This window comes from Streptococcus parasuis, from assembly GCF_021654455.1.
GTDB lineage: Bacteria > Bacillota > Bacilli > Lactobacillales > Streptococcaceae > Streptococcus > Streptococcus parasuis.
In genome coordinates this window covers 1,326,484-1,343,123 of record NZ_AP024276.1, presented here as the reverse complement: position 1 = coordinate 1,343,123, position 16,640 = coordinate 1,326,484, and the positions used below count along the sequence as shown (strand labels likewise).

General features: G+C 36.6%; 15 protein-coding genes. 13 read left to right on the top strand and 2 right to left on the bottom strand.

The window, feature by feature from the left end:
* Positions 1-185: 185 nt before the first annotated feature.
* The 7 genes from L6410_RS06725 to L6410_RS06695 all read left to right on the top strand — a co-directional run bounded on the left by L6410_RS06725 (position 186) and on the right by L6410_RS06695 (position 8,825).
* Positions 186-1,109: an ABC transporter permease gene (locus tag L6410_RS06725; protein ID WP_172025190.1), complete on the top strand. Its 924-nt coding sequence runs from the start codon at positions 186-188 to the stop codon at positions 1,107-1,109.
* Positions 1,110-1,118: 9 nt separating this feature from the next.
* A complete protein-coding gene (locus L6410_RS06720; RefSeq protein ID WP_172025189.1) occupies positions 1,119-2,003 on the top strand; it encodes a carbohydrate ABC transporter permease in 885 nt (294 codons plus the stop codon).
* A gap of 17 nt (positions 2,004-2,020) precedes the next feature.
* Positions 2,021-3,583, top strand: a complete 1,563-nt coding sequence (locus tag L6410_RS06715; protein ID WP_172025188.1) for a type 2 periplasmic-binding domain-containing protein — start codon at positions 2,021-2,023, stop codon at positions 3,581-3,583.
* A 65-nt stretch (positions 3,584-3,648) separates the two neighbouring features.
* Complete coding sequence (locus L6410_RS06710) at positions 3,649-4,269, top strand: DUF624 domain-containing protein (RefSeq protein WP_237395170.1); 621 nt, start codon at positions 3,649-3,651, stop codon at positions 4,267-4,269.
* A gap of 8 nt (positions 4,270-4,277) precedes the next feature.
* Positions 4,278-6,500 carry a glycoside hydrolase family 31 protein gene (locus tag L6410_RS06705; protein ID WP_237395169.1) on the top strand — a complete coding sequence of 741 codons (2,223 nt, stop codon included), beginning with the start codon at positions 4,278-4,280 and terminating at the stop codon, positions 6,498-6,500.
* 220 nt (positions 6,501-6,720) lie between these two features.
* The gene (locus L6410_RS06700) at positions 6,721-7,548 is read left to right on the top strand and encodes a hypothetical protein (RefSeq protein WP_237395168.1); all 828 of its coding nucleotides are present in this window, start codon (positions 6,721-6,723) and stop codon (positions 7,546-7,548) included.
* Positions 7,549-7,553: 5 nt separating this feature from the next.
* Complete coding sequence (locus L6410_RS06695) at positions 7,554-8,825, top strand: toxic anion resistance protein (protein WP_237395167.1); 1,272 nt, start codon at positions 7,554-7,556, stop codon at positions 8,823-8,825.
* Between the two features lie 661 nt (positions 8,826-9,486).
* On the opposite strand, the gene L6410_RS06690 is transcribed toward L6410_RS06695, so the two are convergent.
* Positions 9,487-10,353, bottom strand: a complete 867-nt coding sequence (locus L6410_RS06690) for a YitT family protein (protein ID WP_024391900.1) — start codon at positions 10,351-10,353, stop codon at positions 9,487-9,489.
* 142 nt (positions 10,354-10,495) lie between these two features.
* On the opposite strand from L6410_RS06690, the gene tmk reads away from it, so the two are divergent.
* From tmk to rsmI, 4 genes are read left to right on the top strand one after another with little or no spacing between them, the layout of a single operon-like run.
* Positions 10,496-11,134 (top strand): dTMP kinase, encoded by a 639-nt coding sequence (tmk, locus tag L6410_RS06685; RefSeq protein ID WP_160863841.1) that lies wholly within the window; start codon positions 10,496-10,498, stop codon positions 11,132-11,134.
* Positions 11,131-12,012 carry a DNA polymerase III subunit delta' gene (locus L6410_RS06680; protein WP_024404894.1) on the top strand — a complete coding sequence of 294 codons (882 nt, stop codon included), beginning with the start codon at positions 11,131-11,133 and terminating at the stop codon, positions 12,010-12,012. The genes tmk and L6410_RS06680 overlap by 4 nt, the downstream gene beginning before the upstream one ends.
* A gap of 23 nt (positions 12,013-12,035) precedes the next feature.
* Entirely contained in the window at positions 12,036-12,353 is a 318-nt protein-coding gene (gene yabA, locus L6410_RS06675) for a DNA replication initiation control protein YabA (protein ID WP_024391897.1), read from the top strand.
* A gap of 1 nt (position 12,354) precedes the next feature.
* A complete protein-coding gene (gene rsmI / locus L6410_RS06670) occupies positions 12,355-13,218 on the top strand; it encodes a 16S rRNA (cytidine(1402)-2'-O)-methyltransferase (RefSeq protein ID WP_160863842.1) in 864 nt (287 codons plus the stop codon).
* Positions 13,219-13,415: 197 nt separating this feature from the next.
* Here the strand turns inward: rsmI and L6410_RS06665 are convergent, their stop codons facing one another.
* Positions 13,416-14,318 carry a LysR family transcriptional regulator gene (locus L6410_RS06665; protein ID WP_172129801.1) on the bottom strand — a complete coding sequence of 301 codons (903 nt, stop codon included), beginning with the start codon at positions 14,316-14,318 and terminating at the stop codon, positions 13,416-13,418.
* Positions 14,319-14,689: 371 nt separating this feature from the next.
* On the opposite strand from L6410_RS06665, the gene L6410_RS06660 reads away from it, so the two are divergent.
* On the top strand, positions 14,690-15,697 hold the full coding sequence (locus tag L6410_RS06660) for a uroporphyrinogen decarboxylase family protein (RefSeq protein WP_237395166.1): 1,008 nt from the start codon (positions 14,690-14,692) through the stop codon (positions 15,695-15,697).
* Between the two features lie 26 nt (positions 15,698-15,723).
* Entirely contained in the window at positions 15,724-16,605 is an 882-nt protein-coding gene (locus L6410_RS06655; protein WP_237395165.1) for a transporter substrate-binding domain-containing protein, read from the top strand.
* Positions 16,606-16,640 lie beyond the last annotated feature (35 nt).

The following is a 16,640-nucleotide window of genomic DNA, read 5'->3' as shown; positions in this document are numbered from 1 at the left end:
TACCTCATCTTATTATATCCTTTTTTTGAGGCAGTTGTTAGCAAGTTTCCGAGATTATATTTTTGGATATCGGAATTTTACATATTCGGAACGAACAATGTCGGTATTATTCATGAAAACGATATCATTTTTTCTATTTAAGTTTAGATGTTTCCTCTATAATAACAATCAAGGAGGAAAGTTAGATGAAAATAAAAGTCAGTAATGCTAACATTCGAAAAAGTAGAAACGATACTCTTTCTCTCTATTTATTACTTTTTCCTGCAATTGTTTTATTAATTATGTTTGCGTATGTTCCAATGGCTGGGTTAGTTATTGCCTTTAAAGATTATTCACCTGCATTAGGTATTCTGAGAAGTCCTTGGGCTGGATTCAAATATTTTAATCAGTTTTTTCAATCTTTTCAATTCGGGACAACGATAAAAAATACATTGAAAGTTTCAATTTACAGTATTCTAATTGGCTTTCCGTTGCCAATTGTTTTGGCTATCATCTGTAATCAAATCAGAGTTGAAAAATTTAAAAAATTTTTCCAAGTTACAACCTATCTTCCACATTTTATTTCAACAATGGTCATGTGCGGAATGCTTATTCTTTTCCTATCACCAAGCAGTGGAATGGTTGCAAATTTATTGAAAATAGTTGGTATTAAGTTACCAGCATTGTTATCAATCCCTAAGTACTTTGCGGGAATCTATGTATGGAGTGATGTTTGGCAACATGTCGGTTGGGATAGTATTATCTATCTAGCAGCACTGTCTGCGATTGATCCGACATATTACGAAGCAGCTACTATGGACGGTGCAACCAGACTTCAAAAAATTATCCATATTGATTTACCGATGTTGTTACCGACAACTATGATTCTTTTAATTTTACGATGCGGAAGTCTTCTTAGTGTAGGTTTTGAAAAAGTATTACTTTTACAAAATTCACTAAACTTATCAGGTAGTGAAATTATTTCAACATATGTCTATAAAGTGGGGATGGTAAACTTTCAATACAGTTACTCAACAGCTATAGGTTTATTTAATACTGTGGTCAATATCGTAATACTGTTCCTAGTTAACTGGTTATCAAGAAAAACAACCAAAACAGGATTGTTTTAGGAGGAAGTTATGAAAAAGAGAAAATCAACAAGTGAACGAGTTTTTGACATATTCGTCTACGGTATTGCTATTTTGTTGATACTTGTTATTCTATATCCATTATGGTTTGTAATCATAGCTTCATTTAGTAACCCTTCTGATGTAGCCAATGGTAATGTTTGGTTCTTTCCAACTGAATGGAGATTAGATGGTTACAAAAAACTTTTTGAACAACCCTTGTTTTGGAGAGGTTACTTAAATACCGTTTTATATACTTTAGTTGGAACATTAGTTGCTCTATTTGTTAATATTCCAGCAGGTTATGCCTTATCTAGGAAAGATTTATTTGGTAGAAAGTGGGTTTCCACATTGTTTATTATTCCCATGTTTGTTTCTGGGGGGTTGATTCCAACCTATTTAGTTGTTAAGAATGTCGGCCTCTTAGATACATTTTGGGTAATGGTTATTCCATTTGCAGTTTCAAGTTATAATATTATTGTTGCTCGGACGTTTTTTAACAATAGTATTCCGGATGGTCTTTGGGAAGCAGCCCAAATTGATGGTTGTAGTACAATTCGGTACTTCTTTTATATTGTCATTCCCTTATCTAAAGCCATTTTAGCAGTTATCGGTTTGTGGACGGCAGTGGGGATTTGGAATTCATGGTTTAATTCCCTTATATATATAACAAATGAAAACTTACAACCCTTGCAATTGATTTTGAGACGATTGTTGATTAGTAACCAAATGCTTCAATCGCAAGCAACAGGGGAACTTGCATCTGAGTTGCGAGCAACTGCTGATATGATGAAATATGCAGCAATTGTTGTATCTACAGCACCAATTATGATGTTGTATCCATTTTTACAAAAGTATTTTAATAAAGGTGTCATGATTGGCGCTATTAAGGAATAAAAAAGGAGTTCATTCTTATGAAAAAGAGAATTTTTAAATCAATGTTATTGTCTGGATTGGTCCTCAGTGCATTAACAGCATGTGGAACAAGTGAAAGTAGTTCTAGCACAACTAGTGATGAATCTAATGAATTCACAATCACTACAGTACGCTGGTCTGATTGGGGAGATGATTTTACAAAAGGATTTCTTGAGGAAGCTGAAAAAAATGCTGGAATTGATGTAGACTGGGATGTGTACGTTGCAGCTGATTGGACCGATAAAAAAGCAGTGCTTCTCGCAGGTGGGGATTTGCCAGATGCTTTCTTAGGATCCAATGTTTTGAACGATTCAGAGATTGCACAAAATCAATCGTTGTTTATTCCACTTGAAGATTTAATTAAGGAGCATATGCCAAATCTTTCTAAGATTTTGGAAAATGATCCAAAATTGAAAGCGATGATTACTTCACCTGATGGTCATATTTATAGTTTGCCGAAAAAGGCCCCTATGCGTCCTATTATCAGCAACCAATTATTTATTAATAAAAAGTGGCTAGATAATTTGAATCTTGAAATGCCTGAAACCTATGATGAATTTGTAAAGGTATTAGAAGCGTTTAAAAACGAGGATGCAAATGGGAATGGCGACAAGAATGATGAAATTCCTTATGGAACAGGTAATGTAAATGCAACATTTGCCTATATTCTACCTTTTGATAACAGATTGGGAGCTGATAATACTTATGAAATGAGTTTGAAAGATGGAAAACCTGTTTACCTTCGCGCAACTGAAAATTATAAAGCAGGTATTAAAGCTATGAGCGAAGCTTATCAAGCTGGCTTAATTGACTCTGAACTATTTACTCAGGATGAGTCGATGGCTTCTGCAAAGCGGATGGATAAAGAAGTTGCACGTGTAGGAGTTTCAGGTGGATGGACTGCTGATGCTACATTTGGTCTTCACGCAGACGAATATGTTGCCTTAACACCATTAGCAGGACCTGATGGTAATCGATACGTATTTTCAGATCCAGACCATTATAATTATGCTCGCAATGAGTTGCTGATCACAACTAGTGCAAAAAATCCAGAGAAATTGTTAGAATGGGCTGACCAATTCTATACTGATGATGCAAGTATTCAAACATTTTATGGTTCTTTCGGTATTGGTACTGAGAAAACTGAAACTGGTTTTGCAGTACTTCCACCTCAAGATGGAAAATCTGCGGATGAGTGGGCATGGGTCAATTCACTTAGAGACTTTGGTCCTAAGTATGTAGCAGATGGTTTTAATGATAAAGTTGAAATTGATGAAAGTCAGGGAGATGGTCTTAAATTGAAACTTGATTCAGAAATCAATCAGTATGCACTACCAGCATTCCCAAATGTTTCTTATTCACAAGAAGAATTAACAAGACTTTCTGCTATCTATGTTGATATTAATTCTTATGCGACTCAAATGGCCTCTAAGTGGGTTGTCGAAGGCGGAATTGACAAAGAGTGGGATGACTATATTAAACAATTAAAAGCTATGGGACTAGATGAATTTATGCAAATTCAAGAAGCTGCCTTTGAACGTTATCAGTCCGTAGCTCAATAAAGAGTAATTACTGTAAATGCCATAAGGGGAGAAATTCTCCCCTTACTTTAAAATAGGACTGTAAAATGAGAAAAATTTTTTCAATTGAATCTAGGTATTTTCGTATTTTTTCAAGAATAACAGATATATTTATGTTGAATTTATTATTTATTTTAACCAGTTTGCCAATCGTAACCATTGGTGCATCGATGGCTGCATTGAATGGCAGTTGGCAGCGTATATTAAGAGGAGAAGAGAATGAAATTATAAAATCCTATTTTCATTATTTTATATCAAATTTTCGTCAGTCTACGATTATTTGGGTTGGGCTACTCTCAACTGCTTGGTTGATATTGGTCGAATTGATTTTTTTTCTCAATCAAATAGGACCAATTAGATGGGTTGGTTTGACTTCCTTGATTGTGATTTCAATCATGTGGTTTATAATAGTATTAGTGAGTCTAACATATATTTGTCTATATGAGGATAGGATAGTACGAGCAATAAAAAATAGCTTTTTGCTGATAGTAAAGAAACCATTTTATAGTCTCGTTTTAATCTGGATAAATATCTTAGTTGTATATTTTTCAATTAGTAATATTGTTGGTCTTTTTACAGCTCTATATGTGTTTACATTTGGCGGAATATCTGCTCTTGCAGGATTAAATGCTTGGTTAACGAAACATATTTTGAGTATTACAGAATAGGAGAAGTTATGCAAACAGTTTTTGAAGGAAAAAAATACAGAATTTCAATACTAACAAATCAGTTAATTCGATTGGAGTATTCAGAGAATGGCTTTTTTGAAGATAGGTTGACCAGAGTCGTACAAAATAGAGAATTTACGTCAGAGTTATCTCTTAATGTAATAGAAGATGAAAATCAATTGGAAATTATTACGGATTCTTTACACCTACACTATGATAAAAGTCTTTTTAGTAATAGTGGATTATTCATTGATGTAAAAAACAATCTGTCCGCATATGGGAATCGTTGGTATTTTGGGAACCAATATTCAAATTTGGGCGGGACTACGCGAACATTAGATTTCGTTGATGGTTCGATAGAACTAGAAGATGGAATAATGAGCAAAAATGGTTTTGCAATTTTAGATGACTCAGATAGCTTTGTTTTTGATAATAAGAACAATCCTGTAGAAAGACCAGAAAAGGTCATTGACATTTACTTTTTCGGTTATGGACGAGATTACTTTACGGCCTTAAAAGATTTTTATCACTTAACAGGTTCGACACCTTTGCTACCTCGTTTTGCACTTGGAAATTGGTGGAGTAGATATTGGGCTTATTCAGAAGAAGGATACCTTGGTCTTATGGATAAGTTTGAAGCTGAGAATGTGCCTCTTTCGGTAAGTGTCATCGATATGGATTGGCATTTAACAAATGATGTACCAGAAAGATTTGGTAGCGGATGGACAGGTTATTCTTGGAATAAAAAATTATTCCCTGATCCAGAGAGATTTTTGAATGAGTTGCATCATCGTGGGTTGAAGACAACTTTAAATGTACATCCAGCTGATGGAATACGTGCCTTTGAGGATGCATATCCGGCGGTAGCGAAACGACTTTCACTCAATACTACAATTGAAGAACCTGCGCTATTTGATATGTCAAACGAGGATTTTAGAAAAGCTTATTTTGAAGATGTCCATCATCCATTAGAAAAACAAGGTGTTGATTTTTGGTGGATTGACTGGCAACAAGGGACTGAGGGACAGATAGATCCCCTTTGGTTATTGAATTATTATCATTTTAAAGATATTACGCGAGAGGGTGATAACAATATCATTTTATCTCGGTATGCAGGTCCTGGAAGTCATAGATTTCCCATTGGTTTTTCAGGAGATACAGTGACAACATGGGCTTCTTTAGCTTTTCAACCTTACTTTACTAGTACAGCTTCAAATATTGGCTATTCTTGGTGGAGTCATGATATTGGAGGCCATATGCTCGGTTATCATGATGAAGAACTTGCCTTGCGCTGGTTACAATTTGGGGTCTTTAGTCCGATAAATCGCCTCCATAGTTCAAATAGTCCGTTTCAGAGTAAGGAGCCTTGGGGCTACAGCTTAGAAATTGCTGAGAGTATGAAAGAATATCTTCGACTTCGACATAAATTTATTCCATACCTTTATACAATGAATGTGCGGACCCATGAAAATGGTATGCCACTAATTACCCCAATGTACTATAATTATCCTTATAGCGATGAAAGTTATTCAGTTCCGAATCAGTATTTTTTTGGTTCAGAATTAATGGTGGCTCCAATCACTGAAAAATCAAACCCTTCAGATAAAAAAGGACGTGTTGAAGTCTGGTTTCCTGAAGGTAAATGGTATAATTTTTTCACGGATGACGAATATGCTGGACCAATCAAACTTCCTATTTATAGAAAAAAAGAAGAGATTCCAGTGTTTGCTAAAGAAGGGGCAATAATCCCCTTGGATGCAAAACCAGCTAAGACAGGTGTGGAATTGCCGGAATTAATTGAATGGCATATTTTCCCAGGAGCCTCGAATTCATTTGACTTAGTTGAAGACCTCAATGGGAAGCGGTTCGTTACTAAATGTGAATTACGATGGGATGAAAGAGTGGTTCAATTTTCTTATTCAGGTGATGCTACGATCATTCCGGCCAACCGGAAACATCGTCTCATTTTTCATGTAATAAGACAGGAAGACGTGATAGTGGAGAATGGGGATACTATGGTACCATTTGATGCTACACAACTTGAAAAAAATAGTACATTTATTGACAGAGTTTACTCTTGTTTACAAGATTTGGAAATTGATTATGATACAAAGCATATTGTAGTTCGAGAATTGGAAAATAGTCAAAATATATTGCATAAGATAGCTTCATTAAATCGGTTAGAACCTAGACTTCGTGAACAACTGACGGAATTATTATTTATTAGCTGATTTTTTCTCCTCCAAGAATAAAAAAATTAAATGTAAAAATAATTCACGGATTGATGAATTTCAATAAGTTTTGTTTATGGAAGACTCGGTTTTCCGATAAGGATAAACGTAGTGAAGATTATTTAAAGGTCAAGATTTTTCTTGGCTTTTTCTTTTGGTATATTTCAAGTATTTTAGAGGAATGTGATATAATAATGTATATCATGTATGAGGAGGCTCTATGGGGCACAAATATAGAAATTACCATAGACATGGGAAGAAGAATTCGGGCATTACGATATTATTGGTCTTACTTGCTATCAGTTTTATCATGAGTTTTTGGTATATATTACTGCCACTTGGACTCTTGATTGGCTATGTATATAAACGAGATGCCATTCACCGATTCTTGAATAGTGACCAAATAAAACGAATCCAAACCTTGATTTTTTCCATTCGTTCTGGCTATGAAAAACACCAAGAGTTGCTAGCAGAAAAGGGAGAGAATCAGTCAGTCCTGCAGTTGCGTAAACGCTTGTTAGGTCAATTGTTCGAACTGGATCAACTGTATCAAAAGGTTGGAAAATACCTTGACGCTTATGCAAGCAAAGAAGCTGTTGATACGTTGCAGCTGAAATACCAATTGAAATTACCAGAAACTAAGGTAGAAAAAGAAACGAGTGAACAGGTTTCACCTAGTGGTGGTAAGGTAATGGATGAACAAGCAATGATTGCAGAAATTGCGCCAGAGATTTTAGAAACTTATTGCAATATCCAAAGAGACAATCTTATTATTCTTGAAAAGCTAGAAAATACAAGCGATAAAAAGGAAGAGTTGACAGCTATTCATGAGGCCAATATGCAACGGTTTAACGATATTCTACAAGGATATGTGAAAATAAAACGATCTCCAAAGGATTTTTTCAACGCTGAAGAACGCTTGGCACAGGCAAAATTGGCCATGGAAAGTTTCGATAAGGATTTGGACGATACCATTAAGCAATTTAATGAAGCTGATATGAAAGACTTTGAAGTCAGTCTACGTATGATGAAAAGGGAAGAGGAGTAAAGAAGATGTCAGGATTTAATTTTGATATTGATCAGATTGCAAGCAATAGTTTGAATGTAAAAGACAAGACGACAGAAATCATCCAAGCTACGCCTGCAGGAGATAGTCAAAAAGTATCGTTTTTGGCTCAATTAACGCCAGAGCAGCAAACTGGTATTCGTGCAAAAGCACCTCAGTTGGTTGACAATTTCTTGGCTAATCAAAATGCGCTCTTGGATTTTGGTAAGGAAGCAGTAGAAGAAGTCAACGCGACGGTCAATCACATTTTGTCAGAACAGAAGAAGATTGAAATTCCACAGGTAGATGAACTGTTGGCCAATACCAATCGTGAATTGAATGGATTTGTAGCGAAATATAAAGATATTTCCACATCGGTGGAATTGGAAAAGAAACCTGGTTTCTTCCAACGCTTGTTCAAACAAGCCAAGAATGATTTACAGGAATTCTACTTTGATTCTCAGACCATTGAAAAGAAAATGGATAGTATGGCAGCCAGTGTGGTCAAGCAGGAAGAAGTGTTGGCACGTAATATTGTCTCTGCTGAGCTTTTGATTGAAAATAATACCAAATCGATTGAGAATTTAGTCGGAGTTATCGCCTTTATTGAAGCGACTGGTCAGGAAGCGGCTGAGCGCGCGAGACAAGCACAAGAACAGATTGCGAACTTGGCACCGACTACTGTTGAGTATCAAATTGCTTCTGAGAAATTGGCGCGCGTGACCGAAGTGGCAAATATCCTTGAACAGCAGCATTCTGAATATATGAGCCGTTTGTATGTTGCTTGGACAACAACTCCCCAAATGCGTAACCTAGTAAAAGTATCGTCGGATATGAAACAGCGCTTGGGAATGTTGCGTCGCAATACCATTCCTACAATGAAACTGTCCATCGCACAGTTGGGTATCTTGCAACAATCTATCAAGTCAAGTCAGACGGCAGATGCGATTGTCAATGCTAATAATGCGGCACTTCAAATGCTAGCGGATACATCAAAAGAAGCTATTCCAATGATGGAACGTACAGCCCAAAATCCGACCCTTTCAGTAGCATCGGTTACAAAGTTGGCAGAAAGTTTGGTTGCCCAAAATAATGGCATCATTGCAGCAATAGATGAAGGACGTCAGAAACGTCGTGAGTTGGAGGCAGCTATCGTACGTTCTGCTGAGACCATCAATGACTCAGTGAAATTACGAGACCAAAAAATTATTGCAGCCTTGTTAGACCAAGGTAAAGAAGCACAAACTGAGGCAGAACAACCGTTGGAAAATCCACAATAAGAATTAAATATCGTTTGTGTGATTGCTCAACTGTTATTCACCAATATGTAGATTCTCTAGATACTATTAAACACATAGCATGATATAGTAGTGCCGTGTGTTTTTATTTGTAGTAAAACGACTGGAAAGAATGATGTTGTGTCCAAATGTTGACAAAAGTTACCTCTTTTTGATTGACTTAGATATACATACTTGCTATTATAAACTTATAAAGATTCATTCAGTATTGACTTACAATACATTTATTAATCCATCAATTATTTATAATTGTTTTATAACAAGGAGGTTATCCTATGAAATCTGATTTCTTTAATATTTGTCTGGCTATCAGTTGCTCTTCGTTAGCGATTATCTTGTTCATTGACTCATGTCTCACTTACGACAAAGAATATTTGAGACCTCTGTCTTACATTGTAATCGTATCTTATATCATTTTCTTAATCCTCACTAAAATATCTGAAAAGAGAAGTAAGTAAGGATAGATTAAAATGGATATTGCACATATTGCCCAATCGCTCGGTGGTTAAGAAGAGCCACAGTATATTTATTTTATAAAAAAGTCTTAGCATAAAGCTAGTAAAAAACACATAAAATCTTTGTTGCTACAAGCATTGATTTCATGTGTTTTTTATATTACCAATTATTAACTAAATTTGCTTTATTAATCACGTTGCAAAGGTTGTTTATTCTTATCTAAAGTAAACCCTTCGCCAAGTACCTCATGTGCGTCTGTAATGGTGATAAAGGCATGCGGATCTATTTGATGAATCAGCTCTTTCATTTCTTGTAACTGACTTTTATAGATTACAGAATAAATCATATTGATATTGGTTTTGCTATAAAAGCCTTGCGCCTTTATGAAGGTGATACCACGTTCGATTTTTTGGTCAATCGCTTGCGCAAGCTCTTCTGATTTCTCAGAAACAATCATCACACCCTTGCTACCATATCCACCATCTGCTACCAAGTCTATTATTTTAGAAGCGATCCCAACCATCATCAGTGTATACAATACCAGACGAATATCTTGGAAAACAAGGACGATCAGTGTTAACACAATGGTATCAATTGCGAAAATAATTTGGCCAATAGAATAGGGGAGGTATTTGTGACCGATACGGGCAACAATATCACTACCACCAGTTGTCCCACCGGAGCGGAAAATAATGCCCAGACCGAGTCCAATGAGCAACCCCCCAAGGATGCTTACAAGGATTAGGTCTTCGTGTAAATCAATGGCAAATGGAACCTTTTCAAATAAGGCTAACCAAACGGTTACACTAAGGGTTCCAAGAATGCTCAGATAGAGTGTTTTTCGTCCCAGAATTTTCCAACCAATGATGAATAAGGGAATATTGATGACAATGTTCATTACCCAAGGTTGCACCTTAAAAAGATAGTAAACAATCAAACTTAATCCTGTCGCACCACCTTCAAATAAATGGTTCGGCATGATCAGATAGTTCAAACCAAAGGCAAATAAACCAGCCCCGAATACAATCAACAGAATATTTCTGAAACGTAGCATACTTTTTCACTCTCCTTAGAAATCTATATTGACATTGTACGGTATTTGGTCAAGAAATACAAGTCAATTTTCAAGTGCTTTTTTGGCTAGATTTTGGTAAAATAAAAAGAACTATGAATGAGCAAATCGAAAGGTAGAGACAGTGAAACAAGGAATGTTTATTACATTTGAAGGTCCGGATGGAGCTGGTAAGACTACAGTATTACGGGAATTATTACCAGCTTTACAAGAGTTGGGACCTGAAGTGGTGACAACGAGAGAGCCAGGTGGTGTAGCCATTGCAGAAGAGATTCGTAATATAATTCTCAATCCTGCAAATACCGAAATGGATGACAAAACGGAGCTGTTATTGTTTATTGCGGCTCGACGTCAGCATTTAAAAGAGAAGATATTGCCACCATTGGCTCAAGGAAAATTACTATTGATTGACCGTTTTATCGATTCCTCAATTGCTTATCAAGGTTTTGGTCGTGGTCTCAATGTGGCTGATATCAACTGGCTCAATCAGTTTGCGACGGATGGATTAAAACCTGATTTGACCCTTTATTTTGATATTGATACCGAAGAAGGATTGGCACGAATTGCCCGTAATGCGGATCGTGATGTGGACCGCTTAGATATGGAAAAGGCAGATATGCACCGTCGGGTACGTCAAGGTTATCTCAGCTTATTGGAACAAGAACCTGAGCGATTTGTTAAAATTGATGCCAGTCAACCGTTGGAATCAGTCGTTGCGGATGCTCTGGCGGTTATTAAGAAACGGTTTTCGGAAAGAGTATGAATATTCAGGAACTAAAAGATCTTCAACCACTGGTCTATCAGCAATTTGTCACGATTCTAGAACAAGGTCGTTTGGCACATGCTTATTTATTTTCAGGTGATTTTGCGAGCTTTGAAATGGCCCTTTTTCTAAGTCAAGCTTTGTTTTGCCAAGAAAAAGTTGGTGTCCTTCCATGTGGAAAGTGTCGCTCTTGCCGGTTGATTGAATCAAATGACTTTTCGGATGTGACCATTGTGGCGCCTCAAGGTAATTTCATTAAAACAGATACGATACGGGAGTTGGTCAAGAACTTCTCACAGTCTGGTTTTGAATCTAGCCAGCAAGTATTTATCATACGTGATGCTGAGAAAATGCATGTGAATGCCGCAAATTCTTTGCTCAAAGTTATTGAAGAGCCTCAGTCGACGATCCATATTTTTCTTTTGACCAATCAAGAAGAAGCTGTTTTACCAACCATAAAGAGTCGTACCCAAATTATCTCATTTCCCCAAAATCTTCCATATTTAGAGAGAATTCTAGAGGAAGAAGGCTTATTGAAAACTCAAGCAAGTCTTATCGCACGACTAGTTTCTAGTCAAGAGGAAGCGAAAAGGCTGGCTACAAACAAATCGTTTATTGACTTGCTGGGTCAGGCGAAAAAGTTTACAGAATTGCTTTTAACTGATTCTAACCGCGCTTATTTACAAGTAGGGATGCTGGTTTCTTTAGCGGTGGAAAAAGCAGAGCAGGGGCGCTTGTTTGATGTGTTGAGCTTGTTACTTGCAGAAAGATTAACAGAGATGATAGCTCGTGAAAAAATGGACGCAGTCCTGAAAGCCAAGAAAATGTGGCAGGCAAATGTCAGTCTGCAAAATTGTTTAGAATACCTTACCATGTAAAGCGAATCATTGAAAGGACAGGAATGGATAAAAAAGAACTATTTGATGCACTTGATGATTTTTCACAAAATTTATTGACAACCTTGGCTGATGTGGACGCCATTAAAAAACATCTTCAAAGTGTTATTGATGAAAATACACGATTACGCTTGGAAAATTCTAAGTTGCGTGAGCGTTTGGAGAAAGAAGATAAGATAGGACACAAGCCTTCAAACTTTGGTAAGGAGAATTTGGAGAATATCTATGAGGATGGTTTCCATATCTGTACCTATGAATACGGCAAACGTAGAGATAATGATGAACCGTGTATGTTCTGTATTGAATTATTGAATCGAGATTAGAATGAAACTACAAAAATCATTTAAGGGTCAGTCGCCCTTCGGGAGCCTCTATCTGGTCCCCACCCCGATTGGAAACTTGCAGGATATGACCTTTAGAGCCATTCAGACCTTAAAAGAAGTTGATGTCATTGCGTCGGAAGATACCAGGAACACAGGTTTGCTTCTCAAACATTTTGAGATTGATACCAAGCAGACTTCCTTTCATGAACACAATGCTCACGATAAAATTCCTGTCTTGCTCGATTGGCTCAAATCTGGTCAATCAATTGCTCAAGTATCTGACGCTGGTTTGCCTTCCATATCAGATCCTGGTCACGATTTAGTGCGTGCAGCAATTGAAGAAAATATTCCTGTAATTGCCCTACCTGGTGCTTCAGCAGGGATTACAGCTCTCATCGCATCCGGATTAGCCCCACAACCGCATATTTTCTATGGTTTTTTACCGAGGAAAGCAGGACAACAAAAGGAATTTTTTCAAGAAAAAAGAGCCTATCCGGAAACTCAGATTTTTTATGAATCGCCTTACCGTGTGGCTGATACCTTGGAAAATATGTTATCGGTTTATGGTGATCGCCAGGCTACGATTGTTCGGGAGTTAACCAAGCTGTTTGAAGAATACCAAAGAGGTTCAATCTCAGAACTCCTCGCCTATCTTGAAGAAAACCCGCTTAAGGGAGAATGCCTGATAATTGTTGCAGGAGCTGGTGAAGAAGACCGCCCATCAGCTGAAGAAGTGGATCTAAAAGCTGAGGTAGAAAAGGAAATTGCAGGTGGTCGGAAACCCAATCAGGCCATCAAAGAAATAGCCAAACGTTACCAACTAAAAAAACAAGAAGTATACGATATCTATCATGGACTAGGCTGATGCCTAGTTTTTTTATATTGTATAGACATTTGAATTCGCTTTGATACATCGTCACTCTCAGCTTGTCATATTTCCAACCTAGAACATTCTAGTAACCTGTATTTCATTTCCTTGTCTGAAAGCTCTTTATTCAACAATTTGTTTTTTAAGCATAAAAAACAGCCTAGAAACCATTTTTAAAATGAATTCTAGGCTGTTTATGCAGTTGTATGTGGTGTCAAACTCAGCTTAATTTCATTGATAAAAGAGGAAGTAATATCTGTGATATTCTTTTTTTTATTTGTCACGTATCCCAATGTATGTGTTGGACTATCCTTTAAAGGAATGAGGACAATTTGTTCCTTGATAAAACTATTCACGATACCAAGTCCTGAAGCATAAGCATTACTTGCACACAGCAGATTCATCACAGTACCTCTATCATTGCTATAGATAATATTTTGACTTTGTTGGATTTCAAGTAGGTCTTCATCAAAAATAATACCAGATTTATCTTGTCGAAAACGAACTTGATGGTAACCGACTAAGTCTGCCTCGGATATTTCTGATAAATGAGCAAGTGGATGCTGCTTCCCTAAAAAGACTCGAGTTGGAAAATCTCCTAATGACGTAAATTCTAAATCTTGATTGTGTAAGGAGCGCTCAAGTATGTCTTTGTTGTCATGATTTAGATAGATAATACCAACATCAGACTCAAAATTTGCGACACTTTCAAGAATCCGTTTCGTTGTAGTTTCTATTAATTGAAAATCTTGGTATTCCTCTTTATACAGCTCTGCCATTCTGGCGAGAGGGATGGATAAAAAATCATAATGGTGGGAGGCAACTGTAAAACTTTTCTTGAAGGTGCTGCTATAGCGATGTTCAAGTAGGTTGAGCTCGCCCAGGATTCGTTTGGCATACTTAAGAAAATCGTGTCCCTCTTCAGTGAGACGGACGCCTTTATTGGATCTCAAAAATAATTTAACGCCAAGTTGATTCTCCAAATCTTTGATAGAGCTTGACAGATTTGGTTGAGTCACAAACAGTTCTTTTGCTGCTTGGCTAAAAGAACCTGCTCGTGCAACAGCTTCAACATACCGACATTGTTGTAAATTCATGTAGCACCTCCTTTACCATTTCTAGTGTTATTATAGCAAAACCAACCCTATATTTTCGGTAAAACTCCAATACAAATAAACTATGACGCGATAGTCTTTATCTATGGGGAAAAAGAAAATCTATAAAAATACTACATTTTTTATCTCAAAAATGCATTTTCTCGAATAATGCTCATATAAATCGTTCTAAAATAGATAAAATTCATCAAAAATGATGGTGTTATGCTAAACACCATTATTAAAAACTATAGCAATGGATAGTTAGCTTTTATAATAAATTTTTCTTATAGCTAACAATAAAAAATATAGATTTTGCAAGTATAAATTGTGATGGTAAGATAAGAACATGTCAAATCGAAAGGAGAATATACATGACAAATAAGCGAGAATTAGTTTTAAAAGCTTTTAAAGGTGAAGAGGTTGACCGTGTACCTGTTGGATTTTGGTACCACTTTGCCAGTGAAAATGAATTTTTTAAAGGTTTTAATCAACCAGAAATTTTTTCAAAAAATGTTGCTGGTCATAAAAAATTTGTGGAGGAAGTTAATCCTGATTTTGTAAAAATTATGAGTGATGGTTTCTTTTCTTATCCAAATCCATTAATAAAAGAAGGAATTTCTTCCATCAAAGAATTAGCGAAGATTGAATCGATTGGAGAGAATCATCCGTGGTTCGATCAGCAAGTGGAATTGGTGAAACAGGTACGTTCAAATTTTACTGAGGATATTGTTGCTGTTTATAATATTTTTGCACCATTGACCCATTTGAAGTGGCAAGTTTCTAACAAGATTGCTGGGGGAGACGAGCAGGTCGCAAGTTTCTTGAAAGAGGATCCTGAGACATTACGAGAAGTATTGAAAGTGATTGCACATGACATTGCAACTCTGGCGAAAAAAGTTATTACGGAAGCGGGTGCAGATGGTATTTACTATAGTGCACAAAATATTCAATCAGAGACTATTGAAAGTCAAGATTACATCAGCTATATTTCTGAAAGTGACTTAATTGTACTTGAGGCGGCAGATAGTGTAGGTGGAAATAATATTCTTCATATTTGTGGGTATGAGGGGGCAAGAAATGATGTGACGGTCTTTACTGATTATCCAGTACAGGTGGTGAACTGGGCGGTAAAACCAGAAGGAATTTCACTGAAAGATGGGCAACGATTATTCAGTGGAAAAACCGTTTTAGGTGGATTTGAAAATACCAAAAATAGCTTACTCTATACAGGAAGTAAAGAGGAAATTCAGGCAGAAGCCAAGCGATTAATAGCGGAGAATGGGAAACAGGGTATCATAATTGGAGCAGATTGTACTATCCCAAGTGATATTAGTTCAGAGAGAATTGAATGGGTGCGTGAAGCGGTAGCTCAAGCATAACGATACAGTATGAAGGAGAGAAGAATATGACAAAGAAAAAATGGGCAATTACAGGTGGTGTGGCTATTGCAGTAATTGCAGCAACAATCATAGGTAGACAATTAACAGGTAAGTCCGAAAGTGCATCGAATACAACAGCTAGTAGCACAAGTAATGAAGTCATTACATTAAAAGTAGCACATACACAGAGTTATGCTCCATATGATTTTATTAATGAAAAAGGTGAAAGTGATGGATTTGAAGTTGCAGTACTAAAAGCAATAGATGAGAAACTGGATGCCTATCAATTTGAGTACGTTGGAACGAGTGATGAAAATCTGTTAATTGGTCTTGAATCAGGTAAGTATGATATTGGTACAAAGGGGGCGTGGTATACTGCTGAACGTGCTGAAAAATTCATCATTCCTGAAAATGCTATTGGAGCAAGTATTATTGGATTCACAATTCGTAAAGAAGATAGTTCTAAGTACACAGATATTGACTCTTTTGCAGCAGCAGGTGGAAAATTAGTGCCAATTTCACCGCAGAATGCTCAATACAATGTTATTCAAGAATATAATAAGGATTCATCAACTCCAATCGAGTTGGAAGAATCTGAAAGTTTCACAGTTGCGGATGCATATGCCTGGGTATTGGAAGGACGCTATGATGCATTTTTTGATATCAAACTTTCGTTTGAAAAGGCAGTGACAAATGAAGATGGGGCTTACCATCAATATGCAGACAAGCTTACATGGTTCCCGTATAAGGGAATTGAAACCTACCCACTCATTCACAAGTCGTCTGCAAACGAGGAATTCGCTAAAGCGTATGATGAGGCAATTCAAGAATTGAAAGAAGATGGAACAATTTCGAAATTGTCAACTGAGTATTTTGGAGAGGATGTCTTCTCATACGTAACGAAATAAAATAAATAACTGAGGGAAAGCTCAGATGGTATACT

Coding starts and splice junctions, on each gene's coding strand:
- L6410_RS06725 (WP_172025190.1), top strand. CDS start 186: ATGAAAATAAAAGTCAGTAATGCTAACATTCGAAAAAGTAGAAACGAT.
- L6410_RS06720 (WP_172025189.1), top strand. CDS start 1,119: ATGAAAAAGAGAAAATCAACAAGTGAACGAGTTTTTGACATATTCGTC.
- L6410_RS06715 (WP_172025188.1), top strand. CDS start 2,021: ATGAAAAAGAGAATTTTTAAATCAATGTTATTGTCTGGATTGGTCCTC.
- L6410_RS06710 (WP_237395170.1), top strand. CDS start 3,649: ATGAGAAAAATTTTTTCAATTGAATCTAGGTATTTTCGTATTTTTTCA.
- L6410_RS06705 (WP_237395169.1), top strand. CDS start 4,278: ATGCAAACAGTTTTTGAAGGAAAAAAATACAGAATTTCAATACTAACA.
- L6410_RS06700 (WP_237395168.1), top strand. CDS start 6,721: ATGGGGCACAAATATAGAAATTACCATAGACATGGGAAGAAGAATTCG.
- L6410_RS06695 (WP_237395167.1), top strand. CDS start 7,554: ATGTCAGGATTTAATTTTGATATTGATCAGATTGCAAGCAATAGTTTG.
- L6410_RS06690 (WP_024391900.1), bottom strand. CDS start 10,353: ATGCTACGTTTCAGAAATATTCTGTTGATTGTATTCGGGGCTGGTTTA.
- L6410_RS06680 (WP_024404894.1), top strand. CDS start 11,131: ATGAATATTCAGGAACTAAAAGATCTTCAACCACTGGTCTATCAGCAA.
- yabA (WP_024391897.1), top strand. CDS start 12,036: ATGGATAAAAAAGAACTATTTGATGCACTTGATGATTTTTCACAAAAT.
- rsmI (WP_160863842.1), top strand. CDS start 12,355: ATGAAACTACAAAAATCATTTAAGGGTCAGTCGCCCTTCGGGAGCCTC.
- L6410_RS06665 (WP_172129801.1), bottom strand. CDS start 14,318: ATGAATTTACAACAATGTCGGTATGTTGAAGCTGTTGCACGAGCAGGT.
- L6410_RS06660 (WP_237395166.1), top strand. CDS start 14,690: ATGACAAATAAGCGAGAATTAGTTTTAAAAGCTTTTAAAGGTGAAGAG.
- L6410_RS06655 (WP_237395165.1), top strand. CDS start 15,724: ATGACAAAGAAAAAATGGGCAATTACAGGTGGTGTGGCTATTGCAGTA.